We start from the raw sequence: 24200 nt of genomic DNA, 5'->3' as shown, positions 1-24200 counted from the left end.
CCCGCAAGGCCAGGGCTGTTTCGTCCGCAAGGAACGAAACAGCCCGTCGTTCTCGTTGATGCGAGACTGCCTTGCCCCCGCTCCCCCTCGTTATTCCTCCTGGAACGCCTCTTCGCGCTTGGCCTTGATCGACGGCAGCGCCACCACCGCCACCAGCGCCGCCGCGGCCACCAGCAGGCCCAGCGACAGCGGACGCGAGGTAAACACCGAGAAATCCCCGCGCGACAGCAGCAAGGTGCGGCGGAAGTTCTCTTCCATCATCGGCCCCAGCACGAAGCCCAGCAGCAGCGGCGCCGGCTCGCAGCGCAGCTTGTGGAAGACATAGCCGATCAGGCCGCAGCTGGCCGCGGCAAAGACGTCGAACACCGTGTTGTTGACCGAGTAGACGCCGATGCTGCAGAACACCAGGATGGCCGGGTACAGGAAGCGGTAAGGCACCGTCAGCAGCTTCACCCATACCCCGATCAGCGGCAGGTTCAGCACCACCAGCATCAGGTTGCCGATCCACATCGACGCGATCAGGCCCCAGAACAGCGCCGGATTGCTGCTCATGACCTGCGGGCCGGGCTGGATGTTGTGGATGGTCATCGCCCCCACCATCAGCGCCATCACCGCGTTGGGCGGAATGCCCAGCGTCAGCAGCGGGATGAACGAGGTCTGCGCCGCGGCGTTGTTGGCCGATTCCGGACCGGCCACGCCTTCGATTGCGCCCTTGCCGAATTCTTCCGGGTATTTCGACGCCTTCTTCTCCAGCGAGTACGCCGCGAACGAAGCCAGCGAGGCGCCGCCGCCCGGCAGGATGCCCAGCGACGAACCGAGTGCGGTGCCGCGCAGCACCGCCGGAATCATGCGCCTGAAATCTTCCCGGGTCGGGAACAGGTTGGTGACGCGGTCGGTGAAGGTCTCGCGGTGCTCCTTCTGCTCCAGGTTGGCGATGATCTCGGCAAAGCCGAACAGGCCCATCGCCAGCGCGGTGATGCTGATACCGTCGGTCAGCTCCGGCACGTCGAACGAGAAGCGCGCGGCGCCCGAGTTCACGTCGGTGCCGACCAGGCCCAGCAACAGCCCCAGCACGATCATCGCCACCGCCTTGACCAGCGAGCCCGAGGCCAGCACCACCGCACCGATCAGGCCCAGCACCATCAGCGAGAAATACTCGGCGGGGCCGAACTTGAACGCCAGCTCCGACAGCGGCGTGGCGAAAGCGGCCAGGATCAGCGTGGCCACGCTGCCGGCAAAGAACGAGCCCAGCCCGGCGGTGGCCAGCGCCACCCCGGCGCGTCCGCGCCGTGCCATCTGGTAGCCGTCCAGCGTGGTCACTACCGCCGACGACTCACCGGGCAGGTTCACCAGGATGGCGGTGGTAGAGCCGCCGTACTGCGCACCGTAATAGATGCCCGCCAGCATGATCAGCGCGGCCACCGGCGGCAGCGTGTAGGTGATCGGCAGCAGCATGGCGATGGTGGCCAGCGGCCCCAGCCCCGGCAGCACCCCGATCAGCGTGCCCAGCACGCAGCCCAGGAAGGCATAGGCCAGGTTCTGCAGCGAGAGCGCGGTGGAAAACCCCAACGCAAGATGACTCAGCAACTCCATCCGATATCCCCTAGTTGACGAAAGCGGCCGGCCACACCGGCATCTGCAGGTTGATGCCGTAGACAAAGGCCACGGTGCTGATCAGCACCAGGATCGCGGCGTTGAGGATTGCGCCCTTCCAGGTGAACTCATGGCTGGCCATCGACGACACCAGCACCAGCGCCAGCACCGACAGCACCATCCCTAGCGGCTTGAGCACCAGCCCGAACAGCACCACCGATCCCAGGATCCACAGCAGCGTCTTGATGTCCCAGCGCGCCATGCGGTCTTCTTCGCTCTTGTGCGACAGGGATCCGGCGGCGACCACGGCGCCCAGCAGCGCCAGCACGATGCCAAGCCAGAACGGGAAATAGCCGGGTCCCATCCTGGCGGCGGTGCCCATCGAATAGCCGCGGGCAACGAAGGAAAAACTGAGGCCAAGGATGATGAACATCAGGCCGGAATAGAAGTCGGTTTGCTTGCGTATGCGCATGCAGGCTCCTTGAAGCGGGGGGCGACGCGACGACACCAACGGGTGGCGTCGGCTTCGGGAGTTCCGAACAATACATCATGTTGTGATATATTTTTCGGCCGGCAAGGGTTATTCCCTACGAATCGGTCGCAGGTTCAGTGCGCGGGTTGGCCATGGCGGCTGGCTTGCCGCTGGCGCCGGCAATGGCGTGCAGGGTGAAGGTGGGGAACGAAAGTCGGCGCGCGAGGTCGGCCTGTGGCCGGACGATGGAATGCGGGTCAGGGCCTACAGGGCGCTGGCTGCGCCCCGCCGGACAAGCGGACGCCCGACCTGCGCTGGCGCGCCGCGGCTTATGCCTTGCGCCAGACCGGCGAGGCCGACACCGCCACCTTGCGCGGCAGGATGCCCTGCGCGGCAAAGGCGTCGGCAATGCGCTGCTGCTCGGCCAGCGCGGCCGCGTCGACCGTGCGTACGGCGTAACTGCGCCGCGCGTTCGCGGCCTCCACGGTGGCGGCATCCAGGCCGATCAGCGGCGCGTGCCAGCGCGCGGCCTCGGCGGGGTTGCGCTTGACCCAGTCGCCCGCGTCGCGCAGCGCGTCGAACACCACCTCGAGCACCTCGGCATGCGTGCGTGCGAACGGCGTGGCCGCCAGATAGAAGCGGCGATAGCTCGACAGCCCTTCGCCATCGCGCAGCACGCGCGCATTGGACTGGCGCTGCACCGCCGCCAGGAACGGGTCCCAGATCACCCACGCCGCCACGCTGCCGCGCTCGAACGCGGCGCGCGCATCGGCGGGACTCAGGTAGGCCGGCTCGATATCGCGAATCGACAGTCCCGCGCGCGCCAGCGCCTCGAGCACCAGGTAATGCGCGCCTGCCCCCTTGGCGAACGCCACGCGCTGGCCCTTGAGCTGGGCCACTTCGCGGATCGGCGAATCGGCGCGCACCACGATCGCCTGCGCCTGCGGCGACGGGGTCTCGGTCGCGTAATACGTCAGCGACGCGCCGGCGGCCAGCGCGAACGGCGGCACCGCGTCGGCGACGTCGGCACTGAGGTCGATGTTGCCGAGGTTCAGCGCCTCCAGCAGCGGCAGGCCGGAGGTGAACTCATACCACTGCACCGCCACGCCCCTGGGTGCCAGCGCCTTCTCCAGCGTCTGCCGCGATTTCAGCAGGATCATCAGCGTGGAAGACTTCTGGTAGCCGATGCGCAATGTCGTCGCGCCCTGGCCCAGGCTGACGCCGGGCAGCGCACTGGCCGCGGCCGCGCCCGCTGCGGCCAGAAGCCAGCGGCGACGGGAATTGTGGGTCGGGGTCATGGCGGTGCTCCGGATAGGCAAATCGGAGCGCCAGCTTAGTCGCGGAACCGGGCCGAGCCAACGAAGATTGTCGCCGATGCTTATGCGGCGGCTATCATCCGGGATTCCCGTGCCACTCCCGCATCTGACACCATGAACCTGTCCGCCGGCATCCCCATCCTCCGCATCTTCTCCGTCGACAAGGCCATGGAGTTCTACCAGGACTTCCTCGGCTTCAAGCTCGACTGGGAGCATCGCTTCGAAGACGGGTTGCCGCTGTACGCGCAGGTCAGTCGCAGCGGCCTGACGCTGCATCTGAGCGAGCACCATGGCGATGCCACGCCGGGGTCGACCGTGTTCGTGCCGGTGGAGGATATCGATGCGCTGCACCGGGAGCTGTCCGCCAGGGACTATCCGTACGCCAGGCCCGGTGTGGAGGACGTGGGCTGGGGCCGGATGCTGCAGGTGGCCGATCCGTTCGGTAACCGGCTGCGGTTCTGCCAGGTGACAGAGGATTAGCGCGACTCGATCCCATCGCCCAGTTTCGCCGTGCCGCGCCCCGCCGGCCGCGCCACTGCCCGGGGCGTGTAAACTGCTGCCTTTTTCCAATCCAGCGGAATGTTACAAGTGCCCCGGCGCACAGGCTTGAGCGGACCCACGCTGGTCCGCCTGCTGGCCCGCCTGACCGACGCCGACGCCCCCGCCCCCGCAAGCTCGCTTTCCAGCCAGCTGAGCCAATGGCTTGGATGGGCGGATGCGATCGCGCTGTCTTCTGCGCTGAAGGCCCATGCCCCGGCCATGCCGGCCCCGGCAAGTGCCGGCGGCAGCACCGAAGCGCAGGAAAGCGCGCGCGTGCGCGCCCGGCTGGTGGATGCGATTGCCGAAGACACGGCGCCGGCAGCGCGGCGGCGCGGGCCGGCGCGACCGTCGGCGCTGCCCGACCCGGTCGATGCGCAGGTCGACTACGCGGTCCATCGCCAGCGTTACCAGACGCTGCAGCAGGCCATGGAAACCGCCATCGGCAACGTGCGCGGACGCCTGCGCGCCGCGCTGTCGGCCCGCACGCCGGCGCTGGCCAAGCTGGCGATGGTCGACGCGGTGATGGAGCGCGTACTCGGCGCGCGCGAGCAGAGCCTGCTGGGCGCGGTGCCGAGCCTGCTGGAGCCGCACTTCCAGCGCCTGCGCCAGGCCGAGGCCGCGGCGCTGGAGACACAGGCGCAGGCGCCGGCACAAGCCGCGGCGGCGCGTCCCGGCGCATGGCTGGGCGTGTTCCGCAAGGATATGCAGAGCGTGCTGCTCGCCGAACTCGAGATCCGCTGGCAGCCCGTCGAAGGCCTGCTGGCGGCGCTGCAAGACAGCTAACCCGGACATCATGACCCGATACCTCTCCCATATTGTTGCGTTCCTGGCGGGCCTGGCGGTCGTCTGCTGGATTGGCGCGGGCTATGCCGGCACCAATTTCCTCGCGCTCGTCGTCACCCTGCTGATCGGCGGCTTCTACATCGGCGGCGCGCTGGAACTGCTGCCCTACCGCCAGGCCACGGCCACGCTAACGCACGCGCTGGCCGGCCTGGCCGAAGCGCCAGCCAGCCTGGGCGGCTGGCTGGAACGCCTGCACCCGAGCCTGCGCGACAGCGTGCGGCTGCGCGTCGAAGGCGAGCGCGTCGGCCTGCCCGGCCCCGCGCTGACGCCCTACCTGGTCGGGCTGCTGGTGCTGCTGGGCATGCTGGGCACGTTCCTCGGCATGGTGGCCACCTTGCGCGGCACCGGCATCGCGCTGGAAGGCGCGACCGACCTGCAGGCGATCCGCGCGTCGCTGGCGGCGCCGGTCAAGGGGCTGGGCTTTGCCTTCGGCACCTCGGTCGCGGGCGTGGCCACCTCGGCCATGCTGGGCCTGCTGTCCGCGCTGTGCCGGCGCGAACGCATCCAGGCCGCGCAGGCGCTCGACGCCCGCATCGCCACCACGCTGCGCAGCTACTCGCGCGGCCATCAGCGCGACCACCAGCGCGACCAGGCCTTGCAGCTGCTGCAGCGCCAGGCCGACGTGATGCCGGCACTGGCCGAACAAATGCAGGCCATGATGCGCGCCATGGCGCAACAGCACGAGGCCCTGGCCGAGCGGCTGGTGGCCAGCCAGGACGCCTTCCACGGCAAGACCGAGGCGGTCTATGCGCGCCTGGCGTCATCGGTCGAGCAATCGCTGAAGGACAGCATCGTCGACAGCGCCCGCGCCGCGGGTGCCGCGATCCAGCCCGCGGTGGACGCGACCATGGCCGGCCTGGCCCGCGAGACCACGGCCCTGCGCGACACCGTCACGCAGGCGGTGCAACAGCATCTGGACGGCGTTTCGAGCCGGTTCGAGCGCGCCACCGCCGGTGTCGCCGATACCTGGAACCAGGCCCTTGCCGGCCACCAGCGCACCAGCGAGGCGCTGGCGGCGGACCTGCGCACTTCGCTCGATGGCTTCAGCCAGACCTTCGAACAACGCTCGGCCAGCTTGCTGGAAGGCGTCGCCAGCCGCTTCGACTCCGTCGCAGCCAGCACCGCCGAAGCCTGGCGCGAGGCGCTGTCGCAACAGCAGCAGGCCGGCGAAAAGCTGGCCGGCGACAACCAGCAGGCGCTGGCCGCCGCCGCGGCAACGTTCGGCGAGCACGCCGCGGCGCTGGTGCGCAGCGTCGACGCCTCGCATGCCGGCCTGCAGGCGCAACTGGCCGCGCAGGACGCGCAGCGCCTGTCGGCCTGGGCCGACACGCTCGCCGGCATGACGGCAACGCTGCGCCAGCAACTGGAACAGCTGAACGCCCACACCGTCAGCCGCCACGACGAAATCAGCGCCACGCTTGCGCAGAACGTGCGCGAGGTCTCGGCGCAGACGCAGGCGCATGCCAGCAGCACGCTGGCCGAGATCGACCGCCTGGTGCAGGCCGCCGCCGAAGCGCCGAAGGCCGCCGTCGCGCTGCAGGCCGAACTGGCGTCGCGCGATGAAGCGCGCTTTGCCGCGTGGACCGAGTCGCTCGGCAGCATCACGGCCACGCTGCGCCAGGAATGGCAGCAGCTGAACGCCCACACGGTCGCACGCCAGGACGAAATCAGCGCGACGCTGGCGCAGCACGTACAAGAGATCTCCGCGCAGACGCAGGCGCATGCCAGCCGCACCCTCGCCGAAATTGACCGGCTGGTGCAGGCCGCCTCGGAAGCGCCGAAGGCCGCGGTCGCGCTGCAGGCCGAACTGGCCGAGCGCGACGAGGCACGCTTCGCCGGCTGGACCGAAACCCTCGGCAGCATCGCCGCGACGCTGCGCCAGCAGTGGGAGCAGTCCAGCACGCACGCCGCCGCGCGCCAGCAGGAAGTCTGCGAGGCGCTGGCACAGACCGCCCGCGCGATCTCGACCGAAACGCAGGCGCACACCAGCACCACCCTGGCCGAGATCGACCGCCTGGTGCAGGCCGCGGCCGAGGCGCCGAAGGCCGCCACCGCGCTGCAGGCGGAACTGGTGGCGCAGGACGCGCAACGCCTGGCCGCGTGGACCGAAACGCTGGGCACCATGGCGGCTTCGCTGCGCGGCGAATGGGAGCAGGCCAGCGCGCACGCCACCGCGCGCCAGCAAGAGATCTGCGAAACGCTGGCCGTCACCGCGCGCGACATGGCGGCGCAGGCCCAGGCCCAGGCCACCGATACCGTCACAGAAGTCTCGCGCCTGCTGCAGGCCGCGAGCGAAGCGCCCCGCGCCGCCGCCGAGGTCATTGCAGAGCTGCGCGAGAAGCTGACCGAGGGCATGGCGCGCGACCACGCCATGCTGGAAGAACGCAGCCGCATGATGGAAACGCTGGGCACGCTGCTTGACGCCGTCAACCACGCCTCCACCGAGCAGCGCACTGCGGTCGATACGCTGGTTGCCACCACCGCCGACCTGCTCGAGCGCGTCGGCGGCCGCTTCACCGACAAGGTCGAGGCCGGGACCGGCAAGCTTGCCGACATCGCCGCGCAGGTCACCGGCAGCGCGGTCGAGGTGGCCAGCCTGGGCGAAGCCTTCGGCGTGGCGGTGCAGCTGTTCAGCGAATCGAACGGCAAGCTGATCGACCACCTGCAGCGCATCGAGGCCGCGCTCGACAAGTCGATGACGCGCAGCGACGAGCAACTGGCCTACTACGTGGCGCAGGCGCGCGAGGTGGTCGACCTGAGCATGCTGTCGCAGAAGCAGATCCTGGAAGACCTGCAGCAGCGGGCAGCCCAGCAGGCACCCGGCGCAGAGGCGGCATGAGAGAAGAACTCGACGCCGGCGTTGAGCCCACCGTGCCGGCCTGGGCGGTCTTCGGCGACCTGATGTCGGTGCTGCTGGGCGCGTTCGTGCTGGTGCTGCTGGGGGTCATCGGCGTGCAGATGGAGCTGTCGGCGCGGCTCGAAGCCGAGGTCAAGCAGCGGCAAGAGGAAGCCCAGCGCCGCGAGACACTGGAAAAGGCCCTGGCCGGCCCGCTCGCCGCCGGCCGCGTGACGCTGGTGAACGGGCGCATCGGCATCAGCGGCAGCGTGCTGTTCGCGCTCAATTCCGCCGAGTTGCAGCCCGAAGGCCGCGACCTGCTCAGGAGCCTGGCCCAGCCGCTGTCGGCCTACCTGCGCAGCCGCGACGAGATCCTGATGGTCAGCGGCTTTACCGACGACCAGCAGGTGCGCGAGGGCAACCGGCGCTTTGCGGACAACTGGGAACTGTCGGCGCAGCGCGCCCTGACCGTGACCCGCACGCTGATCGATGCGGGCATCCCGCCGTCGTCGGTGTTCTCGGCCGCGTTCGGCTCGCAGCAGCCGGTCACGCCGAATGCCGACGCCGCCGGCCGCGCGAAGAACCGGCGCGTGGAAATCTCGCCGGTGCCGCGCGTGACCACCGGCACGGTGAAGGCGCATGGCTGAGCTCGACGCGGCGGCCGCTGCCCGCGCGCAACTCGACGCCTGGCAGGCCGGCGGCGCCGACCGCGCCGACCCGGTGCGCTTCCGCCTGATGCAGGCACTGGCCGCCCGCGCGGCCGCACACGGCGGCGCGGCACGGCAATTGCTGGAGGCGCGCCTGCAGGCGCTGATCGGCGCCTATGCCCCCCTCGTGCCGGGCAATGCCGATCACGCTGGCGAGACCGCTTGCCAGCCCGCGCCAACGCCACCCGTGAGCGCGCTGGGCGCACTGGTCCAGGATTTTGCCGCACGCGCCAGACCCGCCCTCGCGCCGGCTTCGAACGATGCCCGCGCGCGATCGCCGGCACCGGCGCAAGCGGTCGACACGCCGCTGGTCGACACCCTCGCCGACTACTTCCGCGAAACCTGGGCCAGGGTCAGCGTCGAACAGCAGTTCCGCCAGTCGCTGGAGCGCGTGCCGGAGAACGCCGGGCCGCTCAATACCGACCATCTCGTGCATCGCTCGCTGTCGCTGATGCGCGAGACCTCGCCCGAATACCTGCGGCATTTCCTGTCGTATGTCGAGGGCATGGCCTGGCTGGAGCAGTTGAGCGAGGCGGCAGCGGCGCAAAAGGAAGCGGCCCGCGCCGCCGCCAGGAAAAATACCCGCGCCAAGGCCCGCAAGTAGCAGCCGGGCCGCCTCAGTCCAGCCGCACCACCACCTTGCCGAAGGCGCCGCGCTCGAGGTGATCGAGCGCCGCCGGCAGTTCGCCGAAGCCATACGCGCGCTCGACCACGGGGCGCAGCTGCAGCCAGTCGACCGCGCGCACGAGGTCCTGCAATGCGCGCCGGTGCGACACGCCGATCCCCTGCACGGTCACGCGGCCATGCAGCACCGGATAGACGTTGGCACGCAGCTCGTCGCCCTGCAGGTTGCCGATCACCGAGATCCGGCCGCCCTGCGCCAGCACAGCCAGCGAGCGGCCGAAGTTGTCGCCGCCGGCCAGTTCCAGCACATGATCGGCGCCGTGGCCTCCGGTCAGCTCGCGCACCGCGGCGGGCCAGTCCGGCGTGCGGCCGCGATGGATGCCGTGTGCCGCGCCCAGCGCCTGCGCGCGCGCCAGCTTGTCGTCGCTGCCCGACACCACGATCACGCGCGCGCCCTGGGCAAGGGCGATCTGCACGGCGAACAGGGCCACGCCGCCGGTGCCGATCACCACCACGGTATCGCCGGGCCGCGTCACCGTGGCCTCGGCCAGCGCCTGCCATGCCGTCAGGCCGGCGCAGGTCAGCGTGCTGGCCTGCGCGGCGTCGAGCGTGCGCGGCGCCGCCACCAGCGCGTCCTCGGACAGCACCACGTATTCGGACAGCATGCCGGGGCCCGGCACGCCCAGCGGCTTGCTGTGGCGCGGTTGCACGCCATCGAGCCAGCCGCTGAAGAAAGTGCTGATCACCGCGTCGCCCGGAGCAAAGCCGGCAACGCCATCGCCAATGGCCACGACTTCGCCGCGCATGTCCGAGCCCGGCACCAGCGGCGGCTGCACCGGCATGCCCATGCCGTCGTGGAGGATCATCAGGTCGCGGTAGTTCAGCGCCACCGCATGCACCCGCACCAGTACTTCGCCATGCCCCGGCGTGGGTATCGGCGCATCGACGCGATGCAGGTGGTTGCGGCCGAATGCCGAAAGTTGCCAGCGTTGCATGGAGGAAGTCATGGGTGCAGTCCTGTGGGTGGAAAACGGTGAACCCACTATACTGATTCCCCGTCCGATCCATTGGGCAATCGAAGTCCTTCCTGTGTAGCCACCATGGAACCAATCTCGCATGACCGGCTCGCCGGCATCACGGCCTTCGTGGCCGCGGCTGAAGCCGGCAGCTTTGCCCAGGCGGCGGCGCGCCTGGGCCTGACACGCTCGGCCATCGGCAAGGCCATCGCGCGGCTGGAGGCGCGCGTCGGTGCGCGCCTGTTCGTGCGCACCACGCGCAGCCTGGCGCTGACCGACGACGGCCAGGCGTTCTACGAGCGCTGCGCCCAGGCACTGGAAGAACTGGATGCCGCGCAGAACATGCTGGAAGCCGGACGCGGCGCCGTCGCGGGCCGCGTGCGCGTGAGCGCGCCGGTGGTGTTCGGCCGCCATCATGTGGCGCCGCTGCTGCTGCAACTGGCGGAGCGGCATCCGCAACTGCGGCTGGAAGGGAATTTCACCGACCGGCTGGTGGACTTTGCCGACGATGGCATCGACCTGGCGATCCGCAGCGGCCGCCTGCCGGACAGCGACACGCTGGTGGCACGGCCGCTGGGCACGCAGACCATGGTGCTGTGTGCGTCGCCCGACTACCTGCGCCGTCACGGCACGCCGGCGAGCGCTGCCGCACTCCTGTCGCACCAGTGCCTGGTCTACCTGCGCGGCAGCCAGCCCGTCCCCTGGTCACTGGCCGACACCGACGGCAATCCGGTGCGGCCGGAGCTGTCGCACCGGCTCGCCTTCGACGACATCGACACCCTCGCCATGGCGGCGATCCGCGGCGCCGGCGTGGCCAACCTGCCGCTGTGGCTGGTGCGCGCGCCGCTGCACCAGGGCAAGCTGGTGCGCTTGCTGCCGCAGGCCTCGGCCAGCCGCACGCCGTTGCACCTGGTATGGCCGCGCACGCGTTTCCTGCCGCACAAGCTGCGGGTGACGATCGATTTGCTGGTGGCCGCGCTGCCGGCGGCGCTGACGGTGGATTGAAGGCTCGCCGTGCGACGCTGCGATACCGCTACGCCGCCACGGCAAACCCGTAAAGCGCCGCGGCGTTGCGCCAGCGCAGCGCCGCGGACAACGCCGCGTCGTCACCATCCTGCCCTTGCCACCCGGCAAGCTCGCGGCACTCGTCCAGCCGCTGCGGCCCCTCGTGATTGGTCCAGGGCCAGTCGCTGCCCCACAGCAGGCGGTCATCGCCGACGATGTCGCGCCAGCGCTGCGCAAATTGAGGCCAGTGGTGCGGCGATGCCAGCCGGTAGGGCGCGCTGATTTTCACCCACACCTGGCGGCGCGCGCGCACTACCCTGGCGGCATCGAAGACCGCATCCGCGATCCCTGCTGTGCCGGGCCGGCCGAAGTGGTCAAGCACCACTGGCGCGCCGGCATCGCCAAGCGCCGCATCGAGCTGCATCAGCACCATGGCGCCGTGCCCGTTGCCGGTATGGAGCTCGACGTGCCAGCCCAGCGCGGCAATCCTGCGGAACAGCGCGCGCCATGGCGCGGTGGCAATGCGTTGCCATTCCGGATCGCCGTAGAGGTTCAGGCGGATGCCGCGCACGCCGGCGGCGTGCAGCGCGGTCAGCTGCGCATCCGTGAAGGTCGGGTCGATCACCGCCACGCCGCGCAGGCGGTCGGGCATCGCCCGCAGCGCGGCAAGCAGCGCGGTATTGTCGGTACCGAGAAAGCTGGTCTGTACGACCACCCCATACAGGTCGCCCTGGCCATCCAAGTCACCCAGGCTGCCGACCGCTGCCTGCCAGTCTTGCAGCCCGGCGGCATAGGCCGGCCGGTAGCGCGCCGAAGCCGTGGCCACGCCGGTATCGAAGACGTGGAAATGGGTATCCACCAGCGGCGAAGCGCGCCTGCTCATGATCAAGCCTCCGTGGGGCGGGTATATCCGGATATGGCATCCAGACCCGCGTCAGTATTCTAGTCCTCTAGAGGACATAAGCCTTCAATCAATTTAGCACGGCTTCGGCATGCCAGACAACGCACCGCTCCAGACCACCACCGCCACCGCGGGGCTGAGCCGCTACGGCCAGATCGCGGCGGCACTGCAGGACAGGATCGTTTCCGGTGCCTGGGCCCCGGGCGATGCCATCCCGGCCGAAGGCACATTGGCCCGGGAGTTCGGCATCGCGCTGGGCACCATCCGCCAGGCCATCGCGGTGCTGGTCCAGCAAGGCCTGCTCGAGCGCGTGCAGGGCAAGGGCACCTTCGTGCGCAAGGGCCTGAGCGGCGCCAGCCTGATGCGTTTCTTTCGCTTCGGCGGCGCCGATGGCGCGCCCGTGGTGCCCCGCTCGGAAATCCTGTCGTGCCGCGCCGTCCGGCTGGACAAAGCCATGGCGGGCCGCTTCGGGCTGGACACCGGCGCGCGCGGGCTGGCGATCTCGCGCCGCCGCTGGCTGGAGCAGACGCCGCGGTTGCTGGAATCGATCTGGCTGCCGCTGCCGCGCTGCGAAGCCTTGCAGCAACTGCCGCCAGCGCAGTGGGGCGACCTGCTCTACCCGCTGCTGGGCAGCGCCTGCGGCGTCACGGTCCATCGTGCCGTCGACGAGGTGACCTTCCGCACGCTGGCGGCGGACGAGGCTGCGTTGCTGACGCTGCCCGATGCGCATCCGTGCGCGGTGGTCACGCGCCATGCCTTCGATCTGGCCGGCCACTGCGTCGAATACCGCCTGACGCGCGGCGACGCCTTTGCTTTTCGCTATACCGCCGACGTCCGCTGAGCACCGTTATGGACCGTCGCCAAGGAGACCGACCCATGCACGCACGCCACGCGATCGCCGCTGCAGCCACCGCCGCGGGCACCGCCATGATTGCCATCGCCACCCCGGCGCAGGCCGCCGACAACGCCGCGGCCTGGCCGGCACGGCCCATCACCATCGTGGTGACATACCCGCCGGGCGGCGGCGCCGACCTGATGGCACGGCTGATCGCGCCCGGCCTGGGGCGCGAACTGGGGCAGACCGTGGTCGTCGAGAACCGGCCGGGTGCCGGCGGGCAGATCGGCGCGGCCTATGTCGCCAAGGCCGCGCCCGACGGCTACACGGTGATGGTCGATGCCTCGTCCTATGCCGTGAATCCCAGCCTCTATCCGCGCCTGCCCTACGATCCGGACAAGGCGTTCCGCCCGGTCGGCGTGCTGGCGCGCTATCCCAATGTGCTGGTCGCCACCGCCAGCTTTGCGGCGGGTAAGGTCAGCGATGTCGTCGCCATGGCCAGGCAGAAGCCGGGCTCGGTGGCCTTTGCGTCTTCGGGCAACGGCTCGGCGCAGCATCTGGCCGGCGTGCTGTTCGAGCAGCGCGCAGGCGTCGACCTGCTGCACGTGCCCTACAAGGGCGGCGGCCCGGCCATGACCGATGTCATTGCCGGACAGGTGCCGCTGTTCTTTGCCAACGTGGCCTCGAGCCTGCAGCACATCCAGGCCGGCAAGCTCAAGCCGCTGGCGGTGACCAGCCGGGCCCGCACCCCGGCGCTGCCGGCGGTACCGACCATGCAGGAAGCCGGCGTGGCCAGCTACGAGGTGTATGAATGGAACGCGGCCTTCCTTCCCGCCGCGACCCCGGAGCCGATCGCCGCGAAGCTTGCCGACGCGCTGCAGAAGGTCATGACCAGCGCCGAGATCCGGCAGCGCGTGGCCGAGCTGGGTGGCGAGGTGGTGGCAGCACCGCCGGCGCAAGCGCGACAGTTCATCGACGGCCAGGCACGGCTATGGGCCAAGGTGATCCGCGACGGCAACATCCGGCCCGAATAACAACCCAGTCGCCCCCATCGCCCTTGCCGTGCCACCGCCCGGCTACCGCAATCCCAGGAGACAAGCATGACCGCAGCCAATCCCTTTCGCCGCCAACTGCTCAAGGCCAGCGCCGCGCTGGGCGCGTGCGCGCTGGCACCCACGCTCGCCCGCGCCCAGGCCTGGCCCGGCAAGCCGGTCCGGCTGGTGGTGCCGTTCGCGCCGGGCGGCAGTTCCGAAATCGTCGCGCGCTCGACCGCGGCGGAGCTGACCAAACTGCTCGGCGTCTCCGTGTTCGTCGAGAACAAGCCGGGCGCCGCCGGCAATATCGCGATGGGCGAAGTCGCGCGCGCCGATGACAACCACACGCTGATCCTCGGCCATATCGGCACGCTGGCGGTCAATCCCTTCATCTTCCCGAAGCTGCCGTATGACCCGGTCAAGGACTTCCGCGCGATCTCGCTGCTGTCCAAGGTGCCGAGCCTGTACGTGGTCCATCCCGACGTGCCCGCGAAGAACCTGAAGGAATTCGTGGCGCTCGCCAAGAGCAAGCCCGGCAAGCTCAACTATGGTTCGGCCGGCAACGGCAGTGCCGGCCACCTGGCCTTTGAATACCTGAAGGCTGCCTCCGGCACCTTCATCACCCACGTGCCATACCGCGGCAGCGGCCCGCAGATCACCGACCTGCTGTCCGGCCGGCTCGACGCCGCCGCGGTCGGGGCGCCCGCGATCCTGCAGTTCATCAAGGCCGGCAAGGTGCGCTGCATCGCCACCGGCACGACCCAGCGCATCGCGCAGTTGCCCGACGTGCCCACGGTGGCCGAGCAAGGCTATCCCGGCTTCGAGATGACGCAGTGGTACGGCCTGCTGGCGCCGGCATCGCTGCCGCAGGCCGCCGCCGACAAGCTGGCCGACGCCACCATGAAGGCCGTGAAGAGCCAGAGCTCGGTCGAACGCCTGAGCGCTGACGCGGCCATCGTGGTGGGCGGCACGCCGGCGGAATTCTCGCGCTTCATCGCGCAGGAGCAGCAGCGCTGGCGGCCGATCATTGCGCGCGCCGGGATCAAGCCCGACTGATATCGGCCAGCGCCGTCCGGTGGCTTATGGCTTTTCCTGCCACACCGCGATGCCGCCCGAGGTCCCGGCGCGGCCATCCAGGCCGATCTCCATGCGGGTCAGGTCTTCGCCAACCAGCAATTCACCGGCGTAGGTCTTGCGGACCCGCTCGACGATCTGCCCGACGGTGGCATCGCCGTTCAGGCCGATGTGGCTGAACACAGCCAGTTTCGGCGCCGCGGCCTGGAACACGCGCGCGGCGTCCTCGGGCGAAGACAGGTGGTCGTAGATGGCGCGGTACGCAGGGTTGGAAGCAAGCAGCGCGTCCGGGATCAGCGTGACGCAATGCACCAGCACGTCCGCGTTCCTGGCCTGCGCCACCACGGCGGGGCTGAAGCGGGTATCGCCCGACAGCACCACCGAACGGCCGCGATAGTCGATGCGGTAGCCGTACGACGGGCGGATGTGGTCGCCGTGGTCGTTCTCGAAGGCGGTCACGCGCACGCCGTCCTTCTCATAGACGACGCCGGGCGCCACGTCATGCGCATCGATGGTGATCCCGGTGAGCGCGCTGCCCTCGTCCTTGTGCCGGATCGCGATGTCCGCGGCAAAGGCCTGGCGCAGGCCGTCCGCCAGCGCGCGCGTGCCCGCCGGGCCGTACAGCGCCATGGGCCGGTCGCGGCTGCCGTAGGGCGGGCGCAGCCAGCCGGTCAGCCACAGGTCGGGCAGGCCCACCAGGTGGTCGGAATGGAAATGCGTGAGGAAATGCGCATCGACACTGCCCAGCGGAATACGCAGCTGCCACAGGCGCACCGATACGTTGCGGCCGAAATCAAAGACCAGTTTCTGGCCACCGGCCTCCACCAGCGTGCTGTAGCCGGCGCGGGTTGCCGACGGCACCGGAGTGCCCGTACCCAGCAGCGTCACGCGGAAATGGTCGGTGCGATCGGTGCCGCCAGCGCGGCCGGAAGCCGCAGTGGCAGTGGCAGTGCCAGCCGTCGGTGCCGCAGCGGGCGCTGCGGTAGAAAGCGCCGAGGCGCAGGTCAGGATGATGCCGGTCAGCACCGGCAGCAAGCGGGAGGATTTCATCGTTCTACCTCTTGAAAGAAGGCTGCTACGGCTCAGAAGATCTGCTTGATGCCAAGCATGACGCCGGCCTGGTTGCCGCCGGGCGCCGGATTGCCTCCCGGGCTGCCGCCGCTGACCGACAACGCCGACTGGCCGCGATTGTCGAGATAGCCCGCGGTGGCATAGACCGAGGTGCGTTTCGAGAACGCATAGGTGCCGCGGATGGCGCCCAGCCAGGCCCCGTTGGCGCTGTGGCGGTAGCGCAGGTAATAGATTTCGCCGGCGAGGTTGAACGCGGGCGTGAGGTCATGCGAGACGCCCGCGAACCACAGATCGCTGCGCGGGGTGGCGCTCGCCTGGTTGTTGCGCGACAGCAGGCCCAGGCCCAGCTTGGTCCGTTGCAGCAGCAGGTAGCCGCCAAGCGAGAACCGATCGTCTTTCAGGCTGCTGCGGGTCAGGCCGCCGAAGGCGCCGGGGCCGCCGCGCAGGGAATCGTAGGCGGCGCTCACGCCCCACCAGTCGGTCTCGTACATCAGCATGGCCGACCATTCGCGGCAGGCACGCGCATCCGCGGCATTCTCGCCCGCGCAGTTGGTGCCGGCCGGTCCGGGGCCGGCATTGACGGCATCGCGGCCCAGGCTGTACGTCGCGCCGATCGTGACGCCGCCGAACTTGCCCTTGTACGACACCGCGTTGTCGGCGCGCGTGTTGGGGATATAGCTGTCGATCGAGCCGACGCCATAAACGTTGGAGGTCAGGATGTCGGTATCGAGCCTGGCCCAGAACAACATGGTGTACTGGCGTCCGAACCCGACCTGCCCCCACGGGCCGCTCAGCCCGACGAAGGCCTGCCGCCCGAACAGGCGGGCGCCCTGGTTCGAAACGCCCGAGTCCGGCGCAAACCCGGATTCCAGCACGAACACGCTCTTGAGCCCGTTGCCAAGATCCTCGGAGCCGCGCAGGCCCCAGCGTGACGGCACGGTCGCCCCCAACGACGGCTGGCGCACCAGGTCATGGCCGGCCGCGCCGACGTGGTTCAGGTATTCCACGCCCGTATCGATGACGCCGTAAAGGGTTACTGACTGCGCTGCCGCCACCAGCGGCAGGGCAGCGGCCAGCGCGGTAGCGACGATGCGGAATTTCATCATGTCTCCTCCTTGGACCACGGCAGGTCTTTCATCTGCTTTGGTCGCCGAGTGTTCATATTTGAACATCTGTTTCTTTATTGAACCAACAAGCACGCATCATAGACGCTGCTGGCCACGCAGGAAGAGTGGGGAAACTACCGATCCATCTGCCAAGGGATGCGCAAGACTGCGCTGAACAGAAGAGGCATGCCCACGCCAGCGCTGCCGGCGCGGAAGCCGGACGCGCTACACGCACCATTTACAAACGGTGCGGCTTAGCCGCGCAACGACGACACCGCGATGGTGGCCCGGAACCTGCAAGGGCTTGCTGCCCCGTTCCACCCTTCAGGAGCCCGCCATGAGCATCTTCAAGGACATCCTCAACAAGCTGCTGGGCAAGGACAAGCCGGCGGCCACCACCACCGCGACCACCACCCCACCCGCCGCCGGAACCCAGACGTCAGCGGGCGCGCCAGCCGGCACCGCGCCCACCGCCGGCACCGGCGCGGCGCCCGCGGGCAACGTGCAGGGCACTACTGGTGCGCCGGCCGGGTCGCCTGCCGGGTCTCAGGCAACGCCGCTGTCGGGCGTCGATGTCGAGGCCATCATGGACCGCATGGCGCAGCAGAGCGGGCAGACGCTGAACTGGCGCACCTCCATCGTCGATACGATGAAGGCGCTCGGCATCGACAGCAGCCTGGAACACCGCAAGGAACTGGCGCGCGAGCTGCACTACAGCGGCGACATGAACGATTCCGCGGCGATGAACGTGTGGCTGCACAAGCGGCTGATGCAGGAACTGGCCGCCAACGGCGGCAAGCTGCCGAAGGAACTGTCCTGAGTGATGCCGTGATAGGCGGCGCCGGGCCGGCGCCGCTGCGGTCTCAGCCCGCGATGCGGGCCCAGCGCAGGTGCTTCGTCCAGTCCGCTTCGCTGATCACGCCGGACACACCCTGCCGCTGGCCGTCGGCGCGATAGAAGTAGGTGCGCGGCATCTCGCCCATCCAGTCCGGGTCGACCGCATAGCGCAGCCGCTCCTGCGGCTCGTGCCCGAACACCCACGCATTGCGCGTCAGCCGGACGCGTTCGAGCACCTGCTGCACCTGCGGCGAGGCCTCGGCACTGTCGGTCGCCAGCGTGACGACGCGCAGGTCCGGATGTCGCGCCCGCAGCTTGCCGAGCGCGTCGAAGTTGCGCTTGCAATAGACGCAATCCAGCGACCACACCACCAGCACGAAGGGCTTGCCGTGCTGGCTGGCGACGATGCGCGCGGCGCTGGCGGATTCGAACACGGCAACGCGGTCGGCGGCATGGGCGGTGCCGAGCATCAGCGCACATGCGGTCACGGTGGCAGCGGCGGCGGCCGCAAGCAGTTGGCGGCGCGATCGCATCATGCACCCTCCTGCCCGAGCGCGAACACCTGGAAACCCTCGGCCTCGGTGCGCCACAGCACGTAGGCGCGGCCGGCGTGCTGCAGCAGGTGCGGCTGGTCGGAGTCGCGTTCGGTTCCGGCCAGCTTGCGCGTCTGCCAGGTCTTGCCGCCATCGTGCGACAGCATGGCGGAGAGCCGCGTCTGCTGGCCGTCGAACGATTTCCACACCACCGCGATGTCGTTGTCGTTCAGCGCGACGATATCGGCGTGCTGTGCGCGCGGGTCATCGAGCGGGCGTTGCGCCTGCAGCTTGCCGTCGCGCCAGCGCCCCAGCGACACCGTCGGCTTGCCGTCGCGCACGCTGAACCAGACCATATGCACCGTGCCGTCCGGCGCCACCGACGCGCCGGGGCCGTGGTGCGGGCAGGCGTCGATGCGCCAGTCGTCGAAGGTGGCGCGCTGCATCGGCGTGGCCTTGCCGTCGGCGCCCAGCAGCGCCAGCGCGTGGTCGCGCGCGTTGGGCGGGAACACATGGCGCCACAGCGCCAGCATCCTGCCGTCGGGCGTGGGCGCCAGCGCGATGCGGCAGCATTCGCACGACTGGTCGGCGATCTTGTAGTCGCCCTGGAAAGTCTTGCCGTGGTCGGCCGAGACAGCGTAGTAGATCGCGGCGCCGGCATACGGCTGCTTGCGCGCCTCGGCGGCGGCCACGTCGCGCTTGTCGATCCAGCTGACGAAGACGCGCCCGGCCCGGTCCACCGCGAGAGCGTCGAAGCGGTGCGCGATCTGGTCGCGGTTGGCATGCACCGTCAGCGGTTCGGCAAAGGTCTTGCCGCCATCGCTGGAGCGCGCAAAGCGGATAAAGCCGGTCCATGGCTTGGGTAGCGGCTGGGTCCACGTGATATAGACCTGCCCGTCGGCGCCGGTGGCCACCTTGGGGCGGCTTTCATGATCGGCGGCGACCGGCTCCGGCGTGGCGTTGACATGCCGCGCTTCGCTGAAGCTGCGACCGTAGTCCGTCGACGAGCGCACCGCGACATGCTGGCCGTCCTTGTAGGCGATCCACAGCCTGCCGTCGCGGTCGAAGGCGGCGCCGGTGCCCAGCTCGCTTGTTTTCGGCTTGGCCTGGCCGCCGTGGCCGGCGTGGTTGCCATGCGCCTGTGCGGCCGCGGTGGCCGACGCCAGCGTGGCGCAGACCATCAGTCCGGCAGCGATCAGGCGGACAGCGCGGCGGGCGCCTGGCAGGGTTGGAGTCAGCGTGTTCACGTGCTCAGAAGGAAAGTTTCGCCTCGGCGTAGAACGTCCGGCCCGGGTACGGGTGATAGACGTAATAGCGCTGGTCGGTGAGGTTGTCGATGCCAAGCCCGAGGCGAACGTTCCTTGCGGGCTTGTAGGTCACCTTGACGTCGAAGGTCAGGAAGCTGCTGGTGCCGCCGAAGGTGTCGGGGTTGGTGTCCGAGTTGTCGAGCGTATTGTACTGCCGGCCCGAATAGGTCATCGCCAGCGTGCCGGCCCACGCCGGCGTAAAGCGATAGGTGCCCACCAGGTTGGCGCGCCACTTCGGGATGCGGTAGAAATACTTGCCCACCGAGGCCGGGTTGTTGGCGTTCTCCAGCGTCTTCGAATGGTTGTAGGCGCCGCTGGCCGAGAGGTCGAAGCCGCGCACCAGCACATCGCGCCCGTCGTAGGCCAGCTCGATGCCGCGCGTGCGCACCCGGTCGACGTTCTGGAAGCTGGTGACGGTGGGGAACACCGTGGTGTTGGTCTGGCTGACCAGCGCATCGCGGATATCGTCCTCGTACAGCGAGACCCGGAAATTCGACGCCTCCACCGTGCGTTCGAAGGTCAGGTCCTTCGAGAACGAGCGCTCGGGCCGCAGGTTGGGATCGTTGTTGATCAGCGCGGTGCCGGTGATGCGGCCCTGGAACAGCTCGCTGACGGTCGGGTAGCGATAGGCCTGGCCCAGCGACAGCCGGCCCAGCCAGTCCTGCCCGAACGCCTTCTCCAGCGCCAGCTTGGGCGACCAGTTGGATTCGCTGCGCACCGGATAGCCGATATCCACGCCAGGCTGGCTGCGGCTGCCGTCATAGGCGCGCCAGTGCTCGTAGCGCACGCCGGGGATCAGCTTCCAGTCCTCGGCAAAGTACCAGGCGTCCTGCGCGTAGATCGCCTGGGTCTCGGTCTTGCCGGTAAAGGCATTGTTGAACGCGGTGATGGTGGCCGCGCGCCAGTCCGAGGTGTTGTAGGTGGTGTTGCTCAGCCGGTAGTTGTCATAGTGGTATCCGAACGTGACCCAGTGCCCGCCCTGCAGGCGCTCGGGGCGGTAGTCGGCCTTCAGGTCGAGCGTGCGCCAGCCGGTGCCGTCGCCATAAGTCACCGTGCCCGGTCCGTTGCCGACGGCGTTGGCGCTGCGGCTCACGTCCTTGCTGACGTCGAACAGCGACGCCACCCCGGAAAAATTCCACCCCGTCTGGTTGCGCGTGCGCAGCGACAGGCCGTAGAGCCAGCGCGCATCCTCGCCATTGCCGGGCGCAAACGCGTTAGCCGGAATCACGTACTGGTAGCCGCCGATGTTCACCGGACCGCTGGACACCACATTGCCATTGGCATCGCGCAGGTAACTGCCGGTGGTGTTGGAGCGGTCCTGCTGCCAGTAGGCGGCGGTGAACTGCGCCTGCAGCGTGCTGGTGATGTCGTAGCCGAGCTTGAGCTTGAGCTGGTCCTGCACGGTGTGCGTGATGCCCTCGCTATTCACGCCCATCACCACGCGGTCGCGCCCGCTCTGGTCCTGGTCGAAATACGCGCCCGAGACCGGCGTGTCCGCCGCGCCCGCGGGCCGCGTCGAGCGCGACGCGGTGTAGAAGCTCAGCGGCTGGCTCTTGCTGTCCTGCCGGTCCACGCTGACCAGCCACGAGAACGCGCCGACGCGGTCGCCCACATAGGCGTTGGCATGCACCCCGTTGAAGTTATCGTGGGTGCCATACAGGTTGAAGCGCTGCGTGAACAGCTGCACGCTGGCATCGCCCTCGAACTTCTGCGGCGTGCGCGTGGTGATCAGCACCGTCGCGCCCAGCGAATTTCCCGGATACAGCGCCGAATACGGGCCGTACAGCACGTCCATGCGCTCGATCTCGGCGGCATTGACCAGCGACCAGCGCGGCGGGAAGCTGAAGTCCGAGCCCAGCAGGTTGGACAGCAGCAGGCCGTCCGCATAGACCAGCCCGCGCGCCGACTGGCGCGAACTGGTGCTGCGCACCGAGATGATCGAATTCATATCGCCGATAAAGCGCTTGCGCACGGCGAGGTTGGGCGCGTACTTGAGCGCGTCTTCGGTATTGACCACGTTGAAGTCGGCCATGCGCGTGCTGCTGATGCCATACGCCGGCGCCGGCGTGTTGGGCGGAATCGCCGGCGTCTTGCCGCGGTCCGGGCCGGCCGATACCACCACCTCCGGCAACGACGCGGGGGCCTCCACTGCCTGCGCGGCGGCCACGGCGGGGCCCATCAGCACTGCCGAAACGGCCAGTGCAATGCGATGTTTCTTCACTGAATACCTTGTTGTCGTCGTTGTGGGCTCGCAGCGCCTGCGCACCATCAGGCGCTCCTCCCCTGCGTCCCGCACGTCTCTGAGAGCGAGCGCTGACATTTTATGGGCCCGCAAGCCGACGGCCGATGCGACATAGCGACGCGGCCGGCGCAGCCATTTCCGCTTGTCTCCGTGTTAACCCGCATATCCAATACGGGGCCTTGTCACTACATTGCCCCGACTGGCATCAAGCCAGCGTGATGCAGGGAGAGACTGTCGCGGCGCCCGCCGCGCACGGCGCCGAAGGAGCAACCGCCCCGGAAACTCTCAGGCAAAAGGACCGGCATCACCCGTCAGTGCACTCTGAAGAATGCCGGACGCCATCGTCCGCCCGGCATACCGAAGGAGCAAGCGCGCCCGCCCCGCGGCAAGGCGTCGTGAATCTCTCAGGTCCAGAACAGAGGGGGCGTCCTAAACGCATGTTGCGTGCGGACTCCACCCCCGACGTTCCCGGAACCTGTAGATCATGAAGACAATCGCTGTCATCGGCGGTGGCATCACCGGTGTCACCACGGCCTACGCGCTGGCGCGGCGCGGATTCTCCGTCACGCTGTTCGAACGGCATCGCTATGCCGCCATGGAAACCTCGTTCGCCAACGGCGGACAGCTCTCCGCATCCAACGCCGAGGTCTGGACCCACTGGTCCACCATCGTCAAGGGGATGAAGTGGATGCTGCGCAAGGATGCGCCGCTGCTGGTCAATCCCCGGCCCAGCTGGCACAAGCTGTCGTGGTTCGCCGAGTTCATCGCGTCGATTCCCCACTACCGCCGCAACACCATCGAGACCGCGCGCCTGGCCATCGCCGCGCGCGAGCACCTGTTTGCGTGGGCGGCGCAGGAAGGCATCGACTTCGACCTGAAGCGCGCCGGCATCCTCCATATCTACCGCGACCGCGCCGGCTTCGAGCATGCCGGCCGGGTCTCCGCGCTGCTGGCGCAAGGCGGGCTCGAGCGCCGCGCGGTGACCCCGCAGGAGATGCGCGCGATCGAGCCGACGTTGGCGGGCTCCTACTACGGCGGCTACTTCACCGAAAGCGATTCGACCGGCGACATCCACAAGTTCACCAGCGGCCTGGCCGCCGCCGCCGCGCGCCTGGGCGTGCGCTGCCTGTACGGCCAGGACGTGCGCGCGGTGAAGACCGACGGACGGCATGCCACCGTCACCGTGCAGGACGGCAACGATAGCACCACTGCCTCCTTCGACGGCGCCGTAATCTGCGCCGGCACCGCCAGCCGCGCACTGGCCGCCGCGCTGGGCGACCGCGTCAACATCTATCCGGTCAAGGGCTATTCGATCACCGTCAACCTGACCGACGACGCCAGCCGCGCGGCGGCACCGACGGTCAGCCTGCTCGACGACGAAACCAAGCTGGTCACCAGCCGCCTCGGCGACGACCGCTTCCGCGTCGCCGGCACCGCCGAGTTCAACGGCACCAACCGCGATATCCGCGCCGACCGTATCCGCCCGCTGGTGGACTGGGTGCAGCAGTGCTTCCCCGGCGTCAGCACGCGCAGCGTGGTGCCGTGGGCCGGGCTGCGGCCGATGCTGCCCGACATGCTGCCGCGAGTGGGACGCGGACGCGCCGCCTGCATCTTCTACAACACCGGCCACGGGCATTTGGGGTGGACCTTGTCGGCGGTGACGGCGGAGATGGTTGCGGGAGTTGTGGACCAGGCACTGGGAAGCGCCCCGGCAATGGTGCCTGGCGCGGCCCTGACGCCTGCCCAAGCCTGATCCCCGCACGCGCATTTTCAAGAGTCTGCGATTTCTGAATCCGTTGCCCGGATCCAAACTTCGCGCGCCCCTGGAAATGCGACATCTCTCATCGATTCCCCGGTAGCTACGCGAAATACTGGTGGCGTCATCGGAACCACCGATGATCGGGTGTGGAAAGCCCGGATGTTTATGGTGGACAGGCGTTGCCTTGTAGCAGGCAACGCCTGTGTGCTCGCACGAACCAAGCTGGCTCCCTGGCGGGCCGGGCGAGGCAGCCGCAAGGCTGACCGGTTCCCCACCGTAGACCGGTCTTTCCACCCTCGCCGTCTGGCCCGCCGCCCTCATGTGGAAATGAGTGGCGCGCTTTTTCTAGTGGGGAATCCATGGCAATGATCGATGAAATCACAAACGACTGTCTTCAGCAGGTTCGCGCGGGAATTGAAGGAGTTCTCGTACTGCTGGATCACGAAAGCGAAAGCTCTGAAGGCTGCTTCAGTGCGCTGTGCCTGCTTGGCATGGTGAAGATGCAGCTGGATGGGCTGATGGTTGAGCGGGAGCGGTTGCAATAGCGGT

Annotated in this window: 22 protein-coding genes and 2 riboswitches; of the genes, 12 read left to right on the top strand and 10 right to left on the bottom strand. The window is 68.9% G+C overall.

From position 1 onward, the window contains the following. Positions 1–90 precede the first annotated feature (90 nt). The 3 genes from C7416_RS17065 to C7416_RS17055 all read right to left on the bottom strand — a co-directional run bounded on the left by C7416_RS17065 (position 91) and on the right by C7416_RS17055 (position 3363). Positions 91–1593, bottom strand: a complete 1503-nt coding sequence (locus tag C7416_RS17065) for a tripartite tricarboxylate transporter permease (RefSeq protein WP_111520013.1) — start codon at positions 1591–1593, stop codon at positions 91–93. Positions 1594–1603: 10 nt separating this feature from the next. Beyond that, entirely contained in the window at positions 1604–2065 is a 462-nt protein-coding gene (locus tag C7416_RS17060) for a tripartite tricarboxylate transporter TctB family protein (protein ID WP_111520012.1), read from the bottom strand. A 329-nt stretch (positions 2066–2394) separates the two neighbouring features. After that, positions 2395–3363: an aliphatic sulfonate ABC transporter substrate-binding protein gene (locus C7416_RS17055; protein WP_111520011.1), complete on the bottom strand. Its 969-nt coding sequence runs from the start codon at positions 3361–3363 to the stop codon at positions 2395–2397. Positions 3364–3495: 132 nt separating this feature from the next. On the opposite strand from C7416_RS17055, the gene C7416_RS17050 reads away from it, so the two are divergent. The 5 genes from C7416_RS17050 (at position 3496) to C7416_RS17030 (ending at position 8911) form a co-directional block, all read left to right on the top strand. Beyond that, complete coding sequence (locus tag C7416_RS17050; protein ID WP_111520010.1) at positions 3496–3861, top strand: glyoxalase superfamily protein; 366 nt, start codon at positions 3496–3498, stop codon at positions 3859–3861. A 99-nt stretch (positions 3862–3960) separates the two neighbouring features. Further along, positions 3961–4704 (top strand): DUF3348 domain-containing protein, encoded by a 744-nt coding sequence (locus C7416_RS17045; protein WP_111520009.1) that lies wholly within the window; start codon positions 3961–3963, stop codon positions 4702–4704. A gap of 10 nt (positions 4705–4714) precedes the next feature. Then, positions 4715–7603 carry a DUF802 domain-containing protein gene (locus C7416_RS17040; RefSeq protein WP_111520008.1) on the top strand — a complete coding sequence of 963 codons (2889 nt, stop codon included), beginning with the start codon at positions 4715–4717 and terminating at the stop codon, positions 7601–7603. Then, the gene (locus C7416_RS17035; protein WP_092312022.1) at positions 7600–8247 is read left to right on the top strand and encodes an OmpA family protein; all 648 of its coding nucleotides are present in this window, start codon (positions 7600–7602) and stop codon (positions 8245–8247) included. Before C7416_RS17040 ends, C7416_RS17035 begins: the two co-directional genes overlap by 4 nt. Beyond that, a complete protein-coding gene (locus C7416_RS17030) occupies positions 8240–8911 on the top strand; it encodes a DUF2894 domain-containing protein (protein WP_111520007.1) in 672 nt (223 codons plus the stop codon). Before C7416_RS17035 ends, C7416_RS17030 begins: the two co-directional genes overlap by 8 nt. A 13-nt stretch (positions 8912–8924) precedes the next feature. Here C7416_RS17030 and C7416_RS17025 read toward each other — a convergent pair whose 3' ends face one another. Further along, complete coding sequence (locus tag C7416_RS17025) at positions 8925–9938, bottom strand: zinc-dependent alcohol dehydrogenase family protein (protein ID WP_111520006.1); 1014 nt, start codon at positions 9936–9938, stop codon at positions 8925–8927. A gap of 93 nt (positions 9939–10031) precedes the next feature. Between C7416_RS17025 and C7416_RS17020 the strand changes: the two genes are divergently transcribed. After that, positions 10032–10952 (top strand): LysR family transcriptional regulator, encoded by a 921-nt coding sequence (locus C7416_RS17020; protein ID WP_111520005.1) that lies wholly within the window; start codon positions 10032–10034, stop codon positions 10950–10952. Between the two features lie 28 nt (positions 10953–10980). Here C7416_RS17020 and C7416_RS17015 read toward each other — a convergent pair whose 3' ends face one another. Continuing rightward, positions 10981–11835 (bottom strand): amidohydrolase family protein, encoded by an 855-nt coding sequence (locus C7416_RS17015; protein ID WP_111520004.1) that lies wholly within the window; start codon positions 11833–11835, stop codon positions 10981–10983. Positions 11836–11944: 109 nt separating this feature from the next. Here C7416_RS17015 and C7416_RS17010 point away from each other — a divergent pair, with 109 nt between their 5' ends. From C7416_RS17010 to C7416_RS17000, 3 genes are all read left to right on the top strand, one after another. After that, positions 11945–12694, top strand: coding sequence for a GntR family transcriptional regulator (locus C7416_RS17010; protein ID WP_111520003.1), 750 nt, complete (start codon positions 11945–11947; stop codon positions 12692–12694). Between the two features lie 35 nt (positions 12695–12729). After that, on the top strand, positions 12730–13722 hold the full coding sequence (locus C7416_RS17005; protein WP_111520002.1) for a tripartite tricarboxylate transporter substrate binding protein: 993 nt from the start codon (positions 12730–12732) through the stop codon (positions 13720–13722). Between the two features lie 66 nt (positions 13723–13788). Then, entirely contained in the window at positions 13789–14778 is a 990-nt protein-coding gene (locus C7416_RS17000; protein WP_111520001.1) for a Bug family tripartite tricarboxylate transporter substrate binding protein, read from the top strand. Between the two features lie 24 nt (positions 14779–14802). Here C7416_RS17000 and C7416_RS16995 read toward each other — a convergent pair whose 3' ends face one another. Both C7416_RS16995 and C7416_RS16990 read right to left on the bottom strand, forming a co-directional pair. After that, positions 14803–15846 carry an MBL fold metallo-hydrolase gene (locus C7416_RS16995; RefSeq protein ID WP_181461253.1) on the bottom strand — a complete coding sequence of 348 codons (1044 nt, stop codon included), beginning with the start codon at positions 15844–15846 and terminating at the stop codon, positions 14803–14805. Positions 15847–15878: 32 nt separating this feature from the next. Continuing rightward, positions 15879–16970 (bottom strand): porin, encoded by a 1092-nt coding sequence (locus tag C7416_RS16990; RefSeq protein WP_111520231.1) that lies wholly within the window; start codon positions 16968–16970, stop codon positions 15879–15881. Positions 16971–17310: 340 nt separating this feature from the next. Here C7416_RS16990 and C7416_RS16985 point away from each other — a divergent pair, with 340 nt between their 5' ends. Next, positions 17311–17793, top strand: a complete 483-nt coding sequence (locus C7416_RS16985) for a DUF3597 domain-containing protein (RefSeq protein WP_111519999.1) — start codon at positions 17311–17313, stop codon at positions 17791–17793. Between the two features lie 43 nt (positions 17794–17836). Here the strand turns inward: C7416_RS16985 and C7416_RS16980 are convergent, their stop codons facing one another. From C7416_RS16980 to C7416_RS16970, 3 genes are read right to left on the bottom strand one after another with little or no spacing between them, the layout of a single operon-like run. Continuing rightward, on the bottom strand, positions 17837–18346 hold the full coding sequence (locus C7416_RS16980; protein ID WP_111519998.1) for a TlpA family protein disulfide reductase: 510 nt from the start codon (positions 18344–18346) through the stop codon (positions 17837–17839). Continuing rightward, positions 18343–19590 carry a sialidase family protein gene (locus C7416_RS16975; protein WP_240988248.1) on the bottom strand — a complete coding sequence of 416 codons (1248 nt, stop codon included), beginning with the start codon at positions 19588–19590 and terminating at the stop codon, positions 18343–18345. The genes C7416_RS16980 and C7416_RS16975 overlap by 4 nt, the downstream gene beginning before the upstream one ends. Before the next feature lie 4 nt (positions 19591–19594). Next, positions 19595–21871: a TonB-dependent receptor gene (locus C7416_RS16970; protein WP_111519997.1), complete on the bottom strand. Its 2277-nt coding sequence runs from the start codon at positions 21869–21871 to the stop codon at positions 19595–19597. A gap of 233 nt (positions 21872–22104) precedes the next feature. Further along, a riboswitch (glycine riboswitch) is annotated at positions 22105–22203 on the top strand. Then, a riboswitch (glycine riboswitch) is annotated at positions 22204–22321 on the top strand. A gap of 55 nt (positions 22322–22376) precedes the next feature. On the opposite strand from C7416_RS16970, the gene C7416_RS16965 reads away from it, so the two are divergent. Both C7416_RS16965 and C7416_RS16960 read left to right on the top strand, forming a co-directional pair. Then, positions 22377–23645: a D-amino acid dehydrogenase gene (locus C7416_RS16965; RefSeq protein WP_111519996.1), complete on the top strand. Its 1269-nt coding sequence runs from the start codon at positions 22377–22379 to the stop codon at positions 23643–23645. Positions 23646–24010: 365 nt separating this feature from the next. Then, complete coding sequence (locus C7416_RS16960; protein ID WP_018005045.1) at positions 24011–24196, top strand: DUF1484 family protein; 186 nt, start codon at positions 24011–24013, stop codon at positions 24194–24196. Positions 24197–24200 lie beyond the last annotated feature (4 nt).

The sequence above is a fragment of the Cupriavidus phytorum genome (genome assembly GCF_003254285.1).
Classification (GTDB): Bacteria; Pseudomonadota; Gammaproteobacteria; order Burkholderiales; family Burkholderiaceae; genus Cupriavidus; species Cupriavidus phytorum.
Note: the sequence above shows the minus strand (reverse complement) of the source record. Positions and strands in the feature narration are given on the sequence as shown.

Excerpts from the sequence above, each read along its gene's own strand:
- C7416_RS17055 (WP_111520011.1), bottom strand. The coding sequence starts at position 3,363 with ATGACCCCGACCCACAATTCCCGTCGCCGCTGGCTTCTGGCCGCAGCG.
- C7416_RS16960 (WP_018005045.1), top strand. The coding sequence starts at position 24,011 with ATGGCAATGATCGATGAAATCACAAACGACTGTCTTCAGCAGGTTCGC.
- C7416_RS17005 (WP_111520002.1), top strand. The coding sequence starts at position 12,730 with ATGCACGCACGCCACGCGATCGCCGCTGCAGCCACCGCCGCGGGCACC.
- C7416_RS17040 (WP_111520008.1), top strand. The coding sequence starts at position 4,715 with ATGACCCGATACCTCTCCCATATTGTTGCGTTCCTGGCGGGCCTGGCG.
- C7416_RS17065 (WP_111520013.1), bottom strand. The coding sequence starts at position 1,593 with ATGGAGTTGCTGAGTCATCTTGCGTTGGGGTTTTCCACCGCGCTCTCG.
- C7416_RS17000 (WP_111520001.1), top strand. The coding sequence starts at position 13,789 with ATGACCGCAGCCAATCCCTTTCGCCGCCAACTGCTCAAGGCCAGCGCC.
- C7416_RS17045 (WP_111520009.1), top strand. The coding sequence starts at position 3,961 with ATGTTACAAGTGCCCCGGCGCACAGGCTTGAGCGGACCCACGCTGGTC.
- C7416_RS16980 (WP_111519998.1), bottom strand. The coding sequence starts at position 18,346 with ATGATGCGATCGCGCCGCCAACTGCTTGCGGCCGCCGCCGCTGCCACC.
- C7416_RS17030 (WP_111520007.1), top strand. The coding sequence starts at position 8,240 with ATGGCTGAGCTCGACGCGGCGGCCGCTGCCCGCGCGCAACTCGACGCC.
- C7416_RS16990 (WP_111520231.1), bottom strand. The coding sequence starts at position 16,970 with ATGAAATTCCGCATCGTCGCTACCGCGCTGGCCGCTGCCCTGCCGCTG.
- C7416_RS16985 (WP_111519999.1), top strand. The coding sequence starts at position 17,311 with ATGAGCATCTTCAAGGACATCCTCAACAAGCTGCTGGGCAAGGACAAG.
- C7416_RS17050 (WP_111520010.1), top strand. The coding sequence starts at position 3,496 with ATGAACCTGTCCGCCGGCATCCCCATCCTCCGCATCTTCTCCGTCGAC.
- C7416_RS17020 (WP_111520005.1), top strand. The coding sequence starts at position 10,032 with ATGGAACCAATCTCGCATGACCGGCTCGCCGGCATCACGGCCTTCGTG.
- C7416_RS17010 (WP_111520003.1), top strand. The coding sequence starts at position 11,945 with ATGCCAGACAACGCACCGCTCCAGACCACCACCGCCACCGCGGGGCTG.
- C7416_RS16965 (WP_111519996.1), top strand. The coding sequence starts at position 22,377 with ATGAAGACAATCGCTGTCATCGGCGGTGGCATCACCGGTGTCACCACG.
- C7416_RS17060 (WP_111520012.1), bottom strand. The coding sequence starts at position 2,065 with ATGCGCATACGCAAGCAAACCGACTTCTATTCCGGCCTGATGTTCATC.
- C7416_RS17035 (WP_092312022.1), top strand. The coding sequence starts at position 7,600 with ATGAGAGAAGAACTCGACGCCGGCGTTGAGCCCACCGTGCCGGCCTGG.
- C7416_RS16995 (WP_181461253.1), bottom strand. The coding sequence starts at position 15,846 with ATGAAATCCTCCCGCTTGCTGCCGGTGCTGACCGGCATCATCCTGACC.
- C7416_RS17015 (WP_111520004.1), bottom strand. The coding sequence starts at position 11,835 with ATGAGCAGGCGCGCTTCGCCGCTGGTGGATACCCATTTCCACGTCTTC.
- C7416_RS17025 (WP_111520006.1), bottom strand. The coding sequence starts at position 9,938 with ATGACTTCCTCCATGCAACGCTGGCAACTTTCGGCATTCGGCCGCAAC.